Here is a 14,685-nt window from a genome sequence, read left to right on the forward strand (position 1 = left end):
GCGACGGTGGCAATAGAGGCCGTCTCACCGGGGAGAGCGCGTCATAAGCCGTAAAGCCATTGCGCAGGGAATGTCGGATGCTCTCCGCTGCCCTGTATGCTCGTGTGCAGCTTTCTTAGCACAATCGCACACGAGACCGCGGGTGCAGCGCGCATCCGGCATTCCCTGCGCCCTCTGAGTTGAAGGGCGAAGCGATTTGCAAAGCTTCGGGCGCAATGCGTCGCGAGAACGAAGACACACATCCAGTGTCGTCACCCGCGCAGGCGGGTGACCCAGTATCCCAGAGACGTCGATGCTACACCGAGAGGCCGCGGCGTACTGGATCACCGCCTGCGCGGGTGATGACAGCTAGTATGGGGTGGCAGTGTGGGAGGGATCAAGAAGGCCAGCGGTACACAATCAGACTCCCGGAACTGACACGCCCCACAGCCGTTATCTCCCGCCGCCCGTCCGCGTCAATTTCGCCCTATTTTCAAGGCGAAGTGTTCACCCAAACCCCGCATCATCCGCTAAAATAGCCTTCCGCGCCGCCGATCCATGAGGACCGCCATGAGCTTCCGCCGCGATTTCATCACCAAGCCGATTTTCTCCTGGGCCCGCGGCGTGTTGCCGTCGATGTCCGACACCGAGCGCGAGGCGCTGGAGGCCGGCGACGTCTGGTGGGACGCCGATCTCTTCACCGGCAATCCCGACTGGTCGAAATTGCTTGGCTACGCGCCGGCGACGCTGACGGCGGAGGAAGAAGCCTTCCTGCACGGTCCGGTCGATGAACTCTGCGCCATGCTCGACGACTGGAAGATCAATTGGGAATGGCGCGACCTGCCGCCGGAGGCGTGGGCCTTCATCAAGCGCCACAAATTCTTCGGCATGATCATTCCCAAAGAGTATGGCGGCCTCGGCTTCTCGCCCTACGCGCATTCCGAAGTGGTGCGCAAACTCTCATCGCGTTCGCTCACCGCCGCCGTCACCGTGATGGTGCCGAACTCGCTTGGGCCCGGCGAACTCTTGATGCGCTTCGGCACAAAAGAACAGCAGCTGCAATGGCTGCCGCGGCTGGCCGATGGCCGCGACATTCCCTGCTTCGGACTGACCAGTCCGGAAGCCGGCTCCGACGCCGCCTCGATGATCGACACGGGCATCATCTGCAAGGGTCAGTTCGAAGACCGCGAAGTGCTGGGGCTGCGCCTTAACTGGCACAAGCGCTATATCACGCTCGGCCCGGTCGCGACGCTGCTCGGCCTCGCCTTCAAGGCCTACGACCCCGATCATCTGGTGGGCTCAAAGGAAGAGCTTGGCATCACCGTGGCGCTGATCCCGACGCATCTTCCGGGCGTCGAAATCGGCAAGCGCCATCTGCCGGCGATGCAGGTGTTCCAGAACGGCCCGAACTGGGGCCGCGATGTCTTTATCCCGATGGACTTCATCATCGGCGGCCAGGAGCGGCTCGGCCAGGGCTGGAAAATGCTGATGACGGCGCTCGCCGCCGGCCGCGGCATCTCGCTGCCGTCACTGTCGGCCGCGGGCGCCGCCTATGCCGCGCGCACCTCCGGCGCCTATGCCCGCATCCGCGAACAGTTCGGCATCTCCATCTCAAAATTCGAAGGCATCGAGGAGCCGCTGGCGCGCATCGCCGGCACGGCCTATTTGCTCGACGCCGCGCGGCGGCTGACCTGTGCGGCGCTCAACCAGGGTCATCATCCCGCGGTCATTTCCGGCATCATGAAGCTGCACGCCACCGAACGGATGCGGATCGCGATCGACGACGCGATGGACATTCATGGCGGCAAGGCGGTCATCGACGGCCCGCAGAATTATTTGGGCCATCTCTATCGCTCGGTGCCGGTCGGCATCACCGTCGAGGGCGCCAACATCCTGACTCGCAATCTGATCGTGTTCGGGCAGGGCGCGATCCGCGCCCATCCCTATCTGCTCGACGAGATGAACGCGCTCGGCGAGCAAGACCGCGCCAAGGGGCTGGATGCTTTCGACAAGGCGTTCTGGAGTCACGTCGGCCATAGCTTCAAGGCCATGTTCCGCGCCTGGGGTCGAAACTGGACCGGTGGCATGTTCGCGCCGGCGCCGGACGCAGGCGATGCGACCAAATTCTATCGCCAGCTCTCGCGCTACGCGTCGGCGTTCGCGCTCTGCGCCGACATGGCACTGCTGACCCTGGGCGGTGCGCTCAAGCGCAAGGAAATGCTCTCGGCCCGGTTCGGCGATATCCTCTCCGAACTCTATCTGCTTTCGGCCGCGCTGAAGCGCTGGCAGGACGAAGGCCGCCAGCAAGCCGATTTCGCCGCACTGGAATGGTGCATGGCGAGCGGCTTCAAGACCATCGAAAACCGCTTTGCCGAAATCCTCAATAATCTGCCCAATCGCTTCGTCGCAATCATCCTGAAATTCCTGATCCAGCCGTTCGGGGCGCGGGTGGTCGGGCCATCAGACCGGGTCGTCCATCTCTGTGCACAGCTGGTGTTGTCGCCATCGGCGGCGCGTGACCGGCTGACGGCGGATTTGTCACATGTCGATGACGACCGCGGCGTTGCCAGGCTGGAAAAGGCGTTCCTGCTGGTGACGGCCGCAGAGGGCGCCGCGAAGCAACTACACGCCGCGCGGCTGCATGACTGGAAAGAGGCGGTGCAAAAGGGCGTGATCACCCAGTCCGAGGGCGAAAAGCTCGCGGCTGCGCATGAAGCTGTCGCAAAAGTGATCGAGGTCGACGATTTTGCGCCGGAGGCGCTGTCGCCGATTTACAGGAAAGCCGCCGACGTGCATCAATTCTTCCAGGAATTGGGTGAGCAGAGGGCGGCGAGCTGATGGCGCGACCGGTTTTTATTGTCGACGGCAGCCGGACGCCGTTCCTGAAAGCGCGTTCCGGTCCCGGTCCCTTCACCCCGGTCGATCTCGCGGTGCAATGCGGCCGGCCGCTATTGGCCCGGCAGCCCTTTGCGCCCACCGCCTTCGATCAGGTGATTTTGGGCTGCGTCAACGTCATTGCCGACGAGATGAACCCGGCGCGGGTCGCAGCGCTGCGGCTCGGCATGGGCGAAAAAATGGTCGCCTTCACCGTGCAGATCAATTGCGGCTCCGGCATGCAGTCGATCGACACGGGCTACCGCTACATCCGCGAGGGCGTCTCCGACCTGATCCTGGCCGGCGGAGCCGAGGCGCTGAGCCACGCGCCGCTGGTGTGGCCGCAACAGGGCGTGCGCTGGTTCGCCGGCCTTGCCGGTGCCCGGGGTATCGGCGCCAGGATCATGGCCGCGCTCAAGGTGCGGCCGTCTTATTTCAAACCGATCATCGGCCTCGAACGCGGGCTGACGGATCCCATCACCGACCTCAACATGGGCCAGACCGCCGAGGTGGTCGGGCATCTCTTCGGCATCACCCGCGCGCAATCCGATGCCTATGCCGCCGAGAGCCACAAGCGGCTCGCCAATGCCCAGAGCCAGGGCTGGCTGAAGGGCGAGGTCGAAACCGCCTTTGCCCGCGACGGCAAATTCTATGACCATGACGACGGCGTGCGGCCGGATTCCACGGCCGAGACATTGGCAAAACTGAAGCCGGTGTTCGAACGGCCCTGGGGCAAGGTCACCGCCGGCAATTCCTCGCAGATCACCGACGGCGCGTCCTGGGTGATCCTCGCTTCCGAGAAAGCCGTTGCCAAACATGGCCTGACGCCGAAGGCCGTCATCCTCGACAGCCAATGGTCGGCGCTGGATCCCTCGATCATGGGCCTCGGTCCGGTGCTGTCGGCGACTGAACTGTTGAAGCGCAACGAGTTGACGCTCGGCGATATCGAAACCTGGGAATTGAACGAGGCCTTTGCGACCCAGGTGCTGGGCTGTCTTGCAGCCTGGAACGACGAAAAGTTCTGCAGGGAGATTCTGGGCCTCGATGGTGCGGCCGGTGCCATCGACCAGACCAAAATGAATGTCGATGGCGGCGCGATCAGCCTCGGCCATCCCGTCGGCTGCAGCGGCAACCGCATCGTGCTGCATCTCGTCAATGCCATGAAGCGGTTGGGTACACGGCGCGGCATCGCCACCGAATGTATCGGCGGCGGGCAGGGCGGCGCGATGCTGATAGAGACGGTGTGATCATGGAATCAAGGATCATGGACGTTCTCGGCGATCGCGTGCTCGAACTCGGGCCGACACCCGATGCGGGCGGGTCGTACAAAAATTTCAAGCTGACCCGCGACTCCGATGGCATCGCCTGGCTGCTGTTCGACCGCGAAGGCGCCAGCGCCAACACGCTGTCGGCTGATCTGATCGAAGAGCTCAACAAGGTGATTGGCGAGCTGGAAAGCGCACGGCCTGCGGGCCTCGTGATCCGCTCTGCGAAAACATCCGGCTTCATCGCCGGCGCTGATGTCAACGCGTTTCGCGGCGCAAGCGATGTGTTGGCCGTCGAGACCGAAATCGGCCGGGCGCATAAGGTGATCGACCGGCTCGAGGCGCTGCGCTTGCCGACAGTGGCCGTGATCCACGGCTTCTGTCTCGGCGGTGGCCTGGAGGTTGCGCTGGCCTGCCAGATGCGGATCGCGATCGATGATGCGCGCTTCGGCTTTCCCGAGGTGATGCTCGGCCTGCATCCCGGTCTCGGCGGCACCGTGCGTTTCACGCAGCTCGTCAATCCGATGCAGTCGATGCCATTGATGCTGACCGGCAAGACCATCGACGCCCGCAAGGCCAAATCGCTGGGTCTGGTCGACGCGGTGACGCAGGAGCGGCACGTCCGCAGCGCGGTGAAGGATGCCGTGTTCGGGCGGCTGAAGCGCGCTGCACCCGGCGTGCTCACCTCGGTCCTGAACTGGGAGCCGGTGCGCAAACTCCTCGCCTCGCGGATGCGCGGCGAGGCGGCCAAGGCGGCACCGCAGGAACATTACCCCGCGCCCTATGCGCTGATCGATTTGTGGGAACGGTACGGCGGCGACAAGTACGGCATGCTCCGCGCGGAGCAGGCCTCGTTCGCCAAATTGATGGTGACGCCGACAGCGCAGAACCTGATCCGGGTGTTCTTCCTGCGCGAGCAGATGAAGAAGCTCGCCGGCAACGGCAACAAGATCAACCACGTTCATGTCATCGGCGCCGGTGCGATGGGCGGCGATATCGCGGCCTGGTGTGCAGGTCAGGATATGCGGGTGACGCTGGCAGACATGAAGCCCGAACCGATCGCCGGCGCGATCAAGCGCGCGTCTGACTTGTTCGGCAAGATCCTGCGCAAGCGCACTAGCGTGCGCGATGCGCTGGATCGATTGATGCCCGACATGGGCGGCGAGGGTGTCCGCAGCGCCGATCTCATCATCGAGGCGGTGCCGGAAAAGCTGGCGCTGAAGCAGAAGGTTTATGCCGGGCTCGAGCCCATCATGAAGCCCGGCGCGATCCTTGCCACCAACACGTCGAGCATACCGTTGCAGGATCTGCGCACCAGTCTGCAAAAGCCGGAGCGGCTGCTCGGCCTGCATTTCTTCAACCCGGTATCACGGTTGCAACTCGTCGAAGTGGTCAGCCACGACGGCACCGATGCGCAACTCCTGAAGGAGGCGCTGGCGTTCGTCGGCGCCATCGACCGCCTGCCGCTGCCGGTCAAGTCTTCGCCGGGCTTCCTCGTCAACCGCGCGCTGACCCCCTACATGCTCGAAGCGATGGTGATGCTCGACGAGAAGATCGACAAATCCGTCATCGACGCTGCGGCGAAAAAATTCGGCATGCCGATGGGCCCGATCGAGCTCGCCGACCAGGTTGGCCTCGATATCTGCCTCGATGTCGGCGACATGCTGCGCTCGAAATTCGGCGACGCCCTGCCGCCGACGCCTGCGTGGCTGCGCGAAAAGGTCGCCAAGGGCGAACTCGGCCGCAAGTCCGGCAAGGGATTTTACGTCTGGAAGGACGGCAAGGCGGACACGTCGTCGGCCGCGCCTTCCACGACGGAGCCATCGGCGGAAATGATCGATCGGTTGATGCTGCCGATGTCAAATGTCTGCGTCGCCTGCCTGCACGAGGGCATCGTCGACAATGCCGATGTGGTCGACGGCGCCGTCATCTTCGGCACCGGTTATGCGCCGTTCCGCGGCGGCCCGCTGAATTATGCCCGCACCCGCGGCGTGGACAATGTGGTCGCGACCCTGCGCGCGCTCACCGAAAAATTCGGCGGCAGGTTCACGCCCGATGCCGGCTGGGAGAATTTCAAGTGACCGAGACGCATGCCCCGCTGAGCACCGAAACCGAACCGCGCGGCGATCTCTGCATCCGCACGCTGGCGATGCCGGCCGACACCAACGCCAACGGCGACATCTTTGGCGGCTGGCTGCTCAGCCAGATGGATATCGGCGGCGGCGTGTTCGCTTCCAAGATTGCGAATTCCCGCACCGTCACGGTTGCAATCGATGCGATGAATTTTCGCAAGGCCGTCTATGTCGGCGACCTCGTCTCGGTGCACGCCAATCTGGTCCGGATCGGCCGGACCTCGATCACGGTCCATCTCGAGGCTTGGTCGCTGCGCCGCGAGGACCGGCAGTCGATCCTGGTGACCGACGGCAATTTTACCTACGTCTCGATCGATGAGCAGGGCCACCCTCAAGCCATCAAGCGTGAGGGGGCTCCAATCTCGACTTGAGTCTTACGGGCAGGGACGCTCGTAGCCGTCACGGCCGATGAACGTGCCGCGGCGCGGATCATAGCTCCGCGAGCGCATGCAGCGCGGCGTATCGTCATAATACTGCTGCGGCGGCGGCGCGACGTATTGCGCTTCCATGCCGCAATAACGCGGCGAAACGGCGACCCAGCCGCCGGGCTGCTCCACATAGCAGCCGTTGTTGTAATAGCGGTAGCCGCCCGGGCGCGGCTCGCCCTGGGATGCAATCGCAGCTCCCGTGCCGGCGCCGATGATGGCGCCTGCCGCCGCACCGCCGCGTCCACCGAGGGCGCCGCCGACGACACCGCCAAGCACGCCACCGACGATCGCGCCGCCGATCGCATCCTGCGCCACGGCCTGCTGGACCGGTGCGCAAATCGCGAGGGCCAGAAGCGTCGTAACCGCCAATTTCGATACCATGTCCGTTCTCCGGCCTGTTTGTCGCAAATCACTGGATTCGCGGGGAACACTGGCGGTGGCTTTGTCGCAGGTCAAGCCTGCGGAGGGGCCGTTTTTCCCACGAATCCGTATTGCACCGGCCTTGCCGGGCGCTGATTCGCCAGACAATCGTCGATGACGTTTCCGTGTGGGCGCGCCTTCCGGGCTGAGGAACATTTCGGCAGGCGCTCCGTTATTTGCGCGGAATGCCATCGAGGCTGGAAAATATGTCGGATACCTACATTATCGAAGTCGGTTCGCAGACCGCCGGGATCGTCGTGCGTGGCCCCGGCGGGTACCACTTCTTCGCGGCCTCTCGTCGTTTCGACCAGCTGGAAGGCCAGCTGTTCCGCAATGCCCGCGAAGCCGAGCGCGCGGCGAGGCGTCTTGCCATCGGCGATCTGACGCTGGCCGCGTGAAGCAGCCGTCCGTCGTCGTGGGACGATGATGCTCAGAACGGCTGCAAGGCCGGCGGCATAGATTCGGTATTTCCGGTCCGTATTAGTACCGACCAGGTTCACCGCCTGACGGACACCGCAGCGCCTTGGAACTGCGCTGATTTCCGACGATTTTAAGCTCACCCTTTACCAAGGTTTTTTACGCGCAATTTCCTTCCCGCAGCTAGCCTTGCCGACCAATCGGTATGGCGCCCTGATGAATATTCGCAGGCATCTTCGACGGTGGTTTTACATCGGCAGCGCCGCGACGCCGGCGGGCGGTGCGTTGCTGATCGAGCAGTTCCGCATTCTGACGAGCCAAATTCCCATCCTCTATGCCGTGCTGATCGTCGAGAGCGTCAGCGTCTCCTACGTCTTGCCGGCCTCGCTGCCGCTCTGGTTCCGCTTCGGTGTGCCCGGTGCGCTGCTGCTCGTCAGCGTGATCAGGATGATCTACTGGATCAAGCTGCGGAAGGTGGTGCCGACGGCCGAACAGGCGCTCAAGCATCTGTTCAAGACCCGCATCCTGGCGTCCGCGCTCAACGCCGTCTTCGCGGTCTGGACCCTGGTGCTGTTCGACAACGTCGAGGCGGACTCACGCGCGCCATTGGCGCTGCTGGTCTTTCTGGGGTCGGTCGGAAGCGCCTACTGCCTCGGAAGTTTCCCGAGCGCCGCCCGGCTCACGCTGCTGATTTCGGCGGTCCCGATCTCGCTGCGGTTGCTGATCTCGGGTGAAGCACTGCACGTTTGCATCGGCATCAATCTTTGCATGCTGGTGGTGTTGTTGATCCGGATGATCAACACCAACTACGCCGACCTGGTGAATCTCGTCGCCTCGCGCGCGGACCTCGCCGTCGAAGGCGAACGGGCGCGAAGCGCCGAGCTGGCGGCCCTTACGGAACAAGCCAATGCGCGCGAGATCGCCGACCGTTTCGATTCGGCGCTCAACAACATGTCGCAAGGGCTTTGCTTCTTCGACGGTGCGCAGCGGCTCATTGTGTGTAACCGCCGCTATGTCGACATGTACGATTTGCCGCCGGACAGCGTCAAACCTGGTATCTCGCTCAGAGAGATCGTCCATCTGCGCTTCGAGGCGGGAAGCCATCCCGCGATGACCGAGGAGGAATACCTCGCGTGGCGCGATCAGCTCGTCGTCAACGCGGAGCAGCACGACTCGGTTGTCGAACTGGCCAATGGCCGCGTTGTCCGAATTTGCCACCGGCCGATGCCGGATCGCGGCTGGGTGGCGACACACGAAGACATCACCGATCTGAGGCGTCGCGAAGCCTCGTTCCGCCTGTTGTTCGAGGAAAATCCGCTTCCCATGTGGGTGGCCGACGTCAATACGCTTGAGCTTCTGGCCGTCAATGCCGCGACCTGCCGGCACTACGGCTACTCGCGCGAGCAGATGCTGTCGATGAACGTCGAGAATCTGCGTATTCCCGAGGACATCAGGAAGGTTCGCGACGAGTTCCGCCAGCATCAGGGCATGCAGACGGCGCATGATACCCGCCGTCACGTCACGGCCGATGGAAGAATAATCGAGGTGGCGATCGAGGCGCGTCCGCTGCGCTACAACGGCCGCGATGCCTGCGTTGCGGTGGCGTTCGACATGACCGATCGCAAGCGCGCGGAACAACGGATCCTGCATCTGGCCTGGCATGACGCACTGACGGATCTGCCGAACCGTGCCGCGCTGGATGGTCATTTTTCGAAGGTGCTCGACGCGGCCCGGGAACGCAGCGGAAGCTTCGCGGTCCTATGCATCGATTTTGACCGCTTCAAGCAGATCAACGATCTGTTCGGGCATTCGATGGGCGACGCGGCGCTGCGCGAAGCTTCGCGGCGTCTGCAGATGGCGTCACAGGGCGCTTTCCTGGCGCGGATCGGCGGCGACGAATTCATCGCGATCACCGAACAGGACCCGCTGCCGTCGAGTGCGGAGCTGCTTGCCGACCGGCTGCGCGGTGCACTGGACCAGGATATCGAGATCGACGGCCATTCCTTCGAGCTTGATCTCAGCATCGGGATCGCGGTCTATCCCCGCGACGGCCATGATGCGCGGTCGTTGTTCGCTAACGCCGATGCGGCGCTCTATCGTGCCAAGCACGAAGGCCGCGGCGCGATACGTTTCTTCACCGCCACGATGGATCAGCAGTTGCGCGACCGCAGGGCGCTGGAACACGATCTGAAATCGGCCGTGGCAAATGGCGAGCTCTATCTGGAGTATCAGCCGCAGCGGCATGCCAGGGGCGAGATCATCGGATTTGAAGCGCTGGTGCGCTGGATGCATCCGCAACGCGGCCTGGTTCCGCCCGCGGAGTTCGTCCCGATCGCCGAGGAAACCGATCTGATCGTCGAGGTTGGGGAGTGGGTCTTGCGGGAGGCATGCCGCGAAGCCGCGTGCTGGAAGGCGCCGCTGCAGGTCGCCGTCAACGTCTCGGCGATTCAATTCCGCCGCGGCAATCTGCAGCAAATGGTAGGCGATGTTCTGCGCGAAACCGGTATCTCGCCGGCGCGTCTCGAACTCGAAATTACCGAGGGCGTGCTGATCGAGAACGTTGCACGTGCGACGCTGATGCTGAAAGGCCTCAAGAGGCTGGGCGTCAGCATTGCACTGGACGATTTCGGAACCGGATATTCCTCGCTGTCCTATCTGCAAAGCTTCCCGCTCGACCGGATCAAGATCGACCGGTCCTTTATCGCCAGTCTTGGCCGCACCGATCGATCGCTGGCGATCGTTCGCGCCGTCATTGGTCTCGCACACGGGCTTGGACTGCCGGTGCTGGCGGAAGGCGTCGAGACCAATGATCAGCTCAGGACGCTGATATCAGAGGGATGCGATGAAATGCAGGGCTATCTGGTCGGGCGTCCGCGCCGGATCGAAGTTTATGCCAATCTGCTGGGCCGCAGCGATGCAGCCGGCCACATCCGCACTGCGACATAACTCAAAGGCGTCTCGCGGGCCGCGCGGGAAAGAGCGCCGGAGCCGCGTTCAGCTCTGACCGATCAGCCGCTTGCAGAATGCGGCGCTATCGCTGATCGCATCGCGGCCCTTCCAGGCCAGGCCGGACAACAATCCATTGCCGCGCGCGCCGCGCAGTTGCAGGATGTGGCCGACTTCATCGGGAAACCGGCTCACTTCAGTCTCCACATCGGCCACGATCGCGCTCCTGATGTCGCGCAGCCGCGCGCCCCACTCGGAGGCGGCGAGTTCGCGGATGGCGGCCTGCACCGCTGCTTCTGTCTTGTCGATGTCGGCCAGGATGTCGCGCGCGTCGACGACACGGTTTTTCTTCAGGGCAACGCGCAAGGCGATGCGTTTGTCGTCGATCTGGTCAAGCACCATCGAGAAGGATATCGCATAGGGCGTCGCTGCGACGTCGGTTGCGCGCCGGCTGCGCGCGGGTTTGGTGGCAAGACGGAGCAACTCGCGGGGCGTCTTGAGACGTCCAGCAACCAGCGCCAGCGCAAACGGCACCGCGCCGGGATCCTTTTTGCGGAATGCATCCAGCAGCGCCGTGACCTTGTCGACCTGCGCGTCGTTGAATTTGGGAATCTTTTCCGGCAAGGCTTTGCCGAATCCTGCCAGCGCCTCGCGTGCGCGCAGCGCGCCCATGATCTTGACGAGGTCGCTATAGACCGACGGCGAAGCCGTGTAGGCGGCAAGCTTTGTGCGTGCGCGCTCCGCGCCATCGGCCGAAGCCAGGTTTCCCTCCAGCGATTTTGCGACCTTGGTCTGGAAGATCGTTGCCGCCTGCTGCGCGTCGCGCGGGCGGTTGGAGGCGATAAACCCCTTCATCTGGTCTTCGTAGTCGCGGGCCATGATCGGCAGCAGATCGCGGTTGATCCATTCCCAGATCGGAACGAGTGAACTCCGCGCAATCCGGCCCGTATTGGCATGCTCCGGCGCACCCGCGACGACCAGCGGCTCCAGCGGCGCGAAGAAATATTTGGATGGCGTTGGAGCTTCGTTCGGTCCGTCCGGGCGCAGTTCGGCCCGCAGCCTGGCCTGCAGGTCTGCGGTGCCCGGCATGTCGACGCCGCACGCCTCCAGCCGCTCCAGCTCGGTGAGCAGGCAGCTGCGCGTCAGCGGGCTCAACCGCTGGAGGAATTCCCAGATTCGATCGACCCGCATCGCAGCGATTTTCCGATATCTGGCCCGTTTTCCGGGCCAGCGACGGCAATGCAATCACAAAACCGTTAAGAACGGCAAAATCGCACCGGTAAAATGCGGCTGGCGCAATCCCAATGGGCTTATGATGCCTCTCGCACGCCATTTAAACAGATGGTAACCATGAGGTTCGGGCGCGCCGCGTTGACCGGAACCACAAACCACCGCACGATAAGAAACGTTTTCCCCTGAGGTGCCACCCGTGGCCGGACTGTCCAACCGCCAGACTGAAATTCTCAACATCGCCCGCGCCTTTGGCCGGGTGATGGTGGAGGATCTCGCCAAGCGTTTCGAGGTTTCGGCTCAGACCATCCGCAAGGACCTCAACGATCTCTGCGACCAGCGCTCGCTGACGCGGATCCATGGCGGCGCCATCATCGCCTCCGGCGTCGAGAACCTCGCCTATGAAGCGCGCCGCTTCGTCGCCGCCGAGGAGAAGCGGGCAATCGGCATTGCCGCCGCCTCGCGGATTCCGAACGGCTGCTCGCTGTTCATCAATATCGGCACCACGACCGAAGAAGTCGCCAGCGCGCTGACCTCGCATGAGGACCTGCTCGTCATCACCAACAACCTCAACGTCGCGATGCTGCTGTATCGCCATCCGCGCATCGAGGTGATCGTGGCGGGCGGGGCGGTGCGCCGCGCCGACGGCGCGGTGATCGGTTCGACCGCGATCAGCCTGATCGGCCAGTTCAAGGTCGACTACGCCATCATCGGCGCCTCCGCGATCGACGAGGAGGGAGCGCTGCTGGATTTCGACTACCGCGAAGTGCAGGCCGCGCAGGCGATCATCGCGAACGCGCGCAGCGTGATGCTGGTCGCCGACTCGACCAAGCTCAGGCGCAGCGCGCCGGTGCGCATCGCCCATCTCAGCCAGATCCAGACCTTCGTGACCGACGCCGCGCTTCCCGCCGGCCTCGCCAACATCTGCCATACCCGCGGCATCGAGGTGGTCGAGGCGATGGACAAGCCGGCGCCCGATATCGATGAGCCGGTGGCAGAGACGGCATTGACGGTCACGCGGCTGCGCTAGACGCGGAAAGTACTAACCTTCACTTCGTTCCAGCATGAAAAGGCCCCGGCATCGTCCGGGGCTTTCACGACAATTCTGACTTGGAATAGAAAATCTAATCCAGCAGTGCAGGAAAAATGGTTTGTGCTGGATCGACCGGTGCACGAGGTTCTCTCAGGAAAAAGGAGAACCGAATGCAAATCCGATGCATCAATTCCGAAGCGGCCCTCGTGCCGACGACTGGTTATAGCCAGGCGCTTGAGGTCGCCGGTCACACCAGGATGCTTTTTGTGAGCGGCCAAATCCCGGCCGCGGCTGACGGCACGGTGCCCGAGGGCTTTGAAGCGCAGTGCAGGCTCGCCTGGAGCAACGTCGAGGCGCAGCTCAAGGCCGCCAGCATGACGCTCGACAATCTGGTCATGCACCGGACCTACCTCGCGGATCGGCGTTACACCATGATCAATCGCGCGGTGCGAAGCGAGGTCCTTGGCAGCCGGGAAACAGCGCTGACCGTCGTCATCGCCGGAATCTTCGACGAGGCATGGCTGCTCGAAATCGAGGCCGTCGCCGCGGGCTAGGCGATGGACAAGCCGGCCCCGATATCGATGAGCCGGTGGCGGAGACGGCCTCGACCGTCACGCGGATGCGCTAGCTGGCGCCGAAGCGCTTGATGATTTTCTCCAGTGGGATTTGCCCGAGGCAGGCGCCCGAACCGGCGGGCGTTTCGCCGTCCTCGATGGCCTGGGCGTAACGCACGTCCGCATCCGCTTCGATCCGGTGGCGCAACGCGGCCAGCCTGGGATAGGCAGCACCGTCGATGGCCTGATGGAATTCCGCCCAGCGCGCCACGCCGATCAGCGTGGTATCCGCCAGCGTCAGGCGATCGCCGACGAGAAAGTCGGTGTCGCCGATCATCGCTTCCAGCTGATCGTGACGTTTGGCTACGGCCTGGCGGCCGAAGTCGCGCAAGGTCGCCAGCAGCGCGGGTTCGGCAGAAGCCATCTCGAACGCCGCCCACAGCGGGGTGAAGGCGGCGGTGAAGCCGGTATTCACGAAGGCCGTCAGCTGGTGCATGCGGTCGGCTTCGGGTGAGTGCGGGTCGAAGCTGATGCGGCGTTCGATGTCGCGGGCCTCGAGCCATGCGGCGATGGCCATCGTCTCGGTCAGCAAGCGGCCTTCGCCGGTGATGAGCACGGGCGTTTCCTGACGGCCGTTGATGCGGGCATAGCTGTCGTTCTTCATGTCGGCGAGCATGTCGACGCGGCAGAGGTGGTAAGGTTGGCCGACGCGTTCAAAGGCAGCGACGAGCCCCATCGAGCTTCCCGCCGGGAAGCCGTAAAGCAGAATTGGTTCCATCGTTTTCTTTCCGTGATTGAGGTGTGCTGCGCAGCGCACTGGTACATAGGCGATGGCGGCCCCATGTAAATTACGCACTATTCTGTAACCAGGTCCGGCTCATGAAAGACGCTGTCTCACGCTGCCCCATCGAAGAGACCATGCGGGTGCTCAGCGGGCGCTGGCCCACGCTGCTGCTCTATTATCTCAAGGATGGCACCAAAAGGTTCAGCGATCTCAGGCGCGACAATCCGACGGTGTCGCACCGAATGCTGGCGCTGGAGCTGCGTAAGTTGCAGGACGCCGGGATCGTGCGGCGCACCGCCCACGACGGCTACCCGCTCCGCGTCGACTACGATCTCACCGAGGCCGGTCTCGAACTGGTGCCGCTGATCGATGCCTTGGGGGCCTGGTGGGAGGGACGGAGGACGACGGCCTAGGCCGGGCATCACGAGTTTAGCTACGAAGCCCCTGTCTTCTTCATCGGCTGCATTTTGAGTGAGGCTCTGGCGGGGCGCCCTTGCGTTCGTCTCGAACGATGAAGTTGGGCAAAACGCCCCAGTTCCCGTTTTCATCTTGCTTTCGTTTTTCTTTGTGATTAACTCCGATCCGAAAGTTAAATCGCCGAAGTGAAGGGGCGATCGCCGGGG

The 14,685-nt window shown here is 63.4% G+C and carries 12 protein-coding genes; 9 read left to right on the top strand and 3 right to left on the bottom strand.

Features of this window, described 5'->3' with window-relative positions:
• The first annotated feature begins 549 nt into the window (after positions 1-549).
• Genes JQ609_RS14935 through JQ609_RS14950 form a run of 4 tightly spaced genes read left to right on the top strand, consistent with a single transcriptional unit; the run spans position 550 to position 6,621 of the window.
• Positions 550-2,817 carry an acyl-CoA dehydrogenase gene (locus JQ609_RS14935; RefSeq protein WP_212273957.1) on the top strand — a complete coding sequence of 756 codons (2,268 nt, stop codon included), beginning with the start codon at positions 550-552 and terminating at the stop codon, positions 2,815-2,817.
• Entirely contained in the window at positions 2,817-4,100 is a 1,284-nt protein-coding gene (locus JQ609_RS14940; RefSeq protein WP_212273958.1) for an acetyl-CoA C-acetyltransferase, read from the top strand. Before JQ609_RS14935 ends, JQ609_RS14940 begins: the two co-directional genes overlap by 1 nt.
• A 2-nt stretch (positions 4,101-4,102) precedes the next feature.
• Entirely contained in the window at positions 4,103-6,199 is a 2,097-nt protein-coding gene (locus JQ609_RS14945; RefSeq protein ID WP_212273959.1) for a 3-hydroxyacyl-CoA dehydrogenase NAD-binding domain-containing protein, read from the top strand.
• On the top strand, positions 6,196-6,621 hold the full coding sequence (locus tag JQ609_RS14950) for an acyl-CoA thioesterase (protein WP_212209199.1): 426 nt from the start codon (positions 6,196-6,198) through the stop codon (positions 6,619-6,621). Before JQ609_RS14945 ends, JQ609_RS14950 begins: the two co-directional genes overlap by 4 nt.
• Before the next feature lie 3 nt (positions 6,622-6,624).
• Here the strand turns inward: JQ609_RS14950 and JQ609_RS14955 are convergent, their stop codons facing one another.
• The gene (locus tag JQ609_RS14955; protein WP_212209200.1) at positions 6,625-7,059 is read right to left on the bottom strand and encodes a BA14K family protein; all 435 of its coding nucleotides are present in this window, start codon (positions 7,057-7,059) and stop codon (positions 6,625-6,627) included.
• A 245-nt stretch (positions 7,060-7,304) separates the two neighbouring features.
• Between JQ609_RS14955 and JQ609_RS14960 the strand changes: the two genes are divergently transcribed.
• Both JQ609_RS14960 and JQ609_RS14965 read left to right on the top strand, forming a co-directional pair.
• Positions 7,305-7,496, top strand: coding sequence for a hypothetical protein (locus JQ609_RS14960; protein ID WP_212273960.1), 192 nt, complete (start codon positions 7,305-7,307; stop codon positions 7,494-7,496).
• Between the two features lie 235 nt (positions 7,497-7,731).
• Positions 7,732-10,461, top strand: coding sequence for a bifunctional diguanylate cyclase/phosphodiesterase (locus JQ609_RS14965; protein WP_212273961.1), 2,730 nt, complete (start codon positions 7,732-7,734; stop codon positions 10,459-10,461).
• A gap of 48 nt (positions 10,462-10,509) precedes the next feature.
• On the opposite strand, the gene JQ609_RS14970 is transcribed toward JQ609_RS14965, so the two are convergent.
• Positions 10,510-11,652, bottom strand: a complete 1,143-nt coding sequence (locus JQ609_RS14970; protein WP_212273962.1) for a hypothetical protein — start codon at positions 11,650-11,652, stop codon at positions 10,510-10,512.
• Between the two features lie 238 nt (positions 11,653-11,890).
• Here JQ609_RS14970 and JQ609_RS14975 point away from each other — a divergent pair, with 238 nt between their 5' ends.
• Positions 11,891-12,721 (top strand): DeoR/GlpR family DNA-binding transcription regulator, encoded by an 831-nt coding sequence (locus tag JQ609_RS14975; RefSeq protein WP_212209204.1) that lies wholly within the window; start codon positions 11,891-11,893, stop codon positions 12,719-12,721.
• Positions 12,722-12,894: 173 nt separating this feature from the next.
• Entirely contained in the window at positions 12,895-13,278 is a 384-nt protein-coding gene (locus tag JQ609_RS14980) for a RidA family protein (protein WP_212273963.1), read from the top strand.
• 70 nt (positions 13,279-13,348) lie between these two features.
• Here the strand turns inward: JQ609_RS14980 and JQ609_RS14985 are convergent, their stop codons facing one another.
• Positions 13,349-14,056 (bottom strand): glutathione S-transferase family protein, encoded by a 708-nt coding sequence (locus JQ609_RS14985; protein WP_212209208.1) that lies wholly within the window; start codon positions 14,054-14,056, stop codon positions 13,349-13,351.
• 101 nt (positions 14,057-14,157) lie between these two features.
• Here JQ609_RS14985 and JQ609_RS14990 point away from each other — a divergent pair, with 101 nt between their 5' ends.
• Entirely contained in the window at positions 14,158-14,475 is a 318-nt protein-coding gene (locus tag JQ609_RS14990) for a helix-turn-helix domain-containing protein (protein WP_212273964.1), read from the top strand.
• Positions 14,476-14,685: the final 210 nt, after the last annotated feature.

The sequence above is a fragment of the Bradyrhizobium sp. AUGA SZCCT0169 genome, assembly GCF_018130085.1.
Taxonomy (GTDB): Bacteria; Pseudomonadota; Alphaproteobacteria; order Rhizobiales; family Xanthobacteraceae; genus Bradyrhizobium.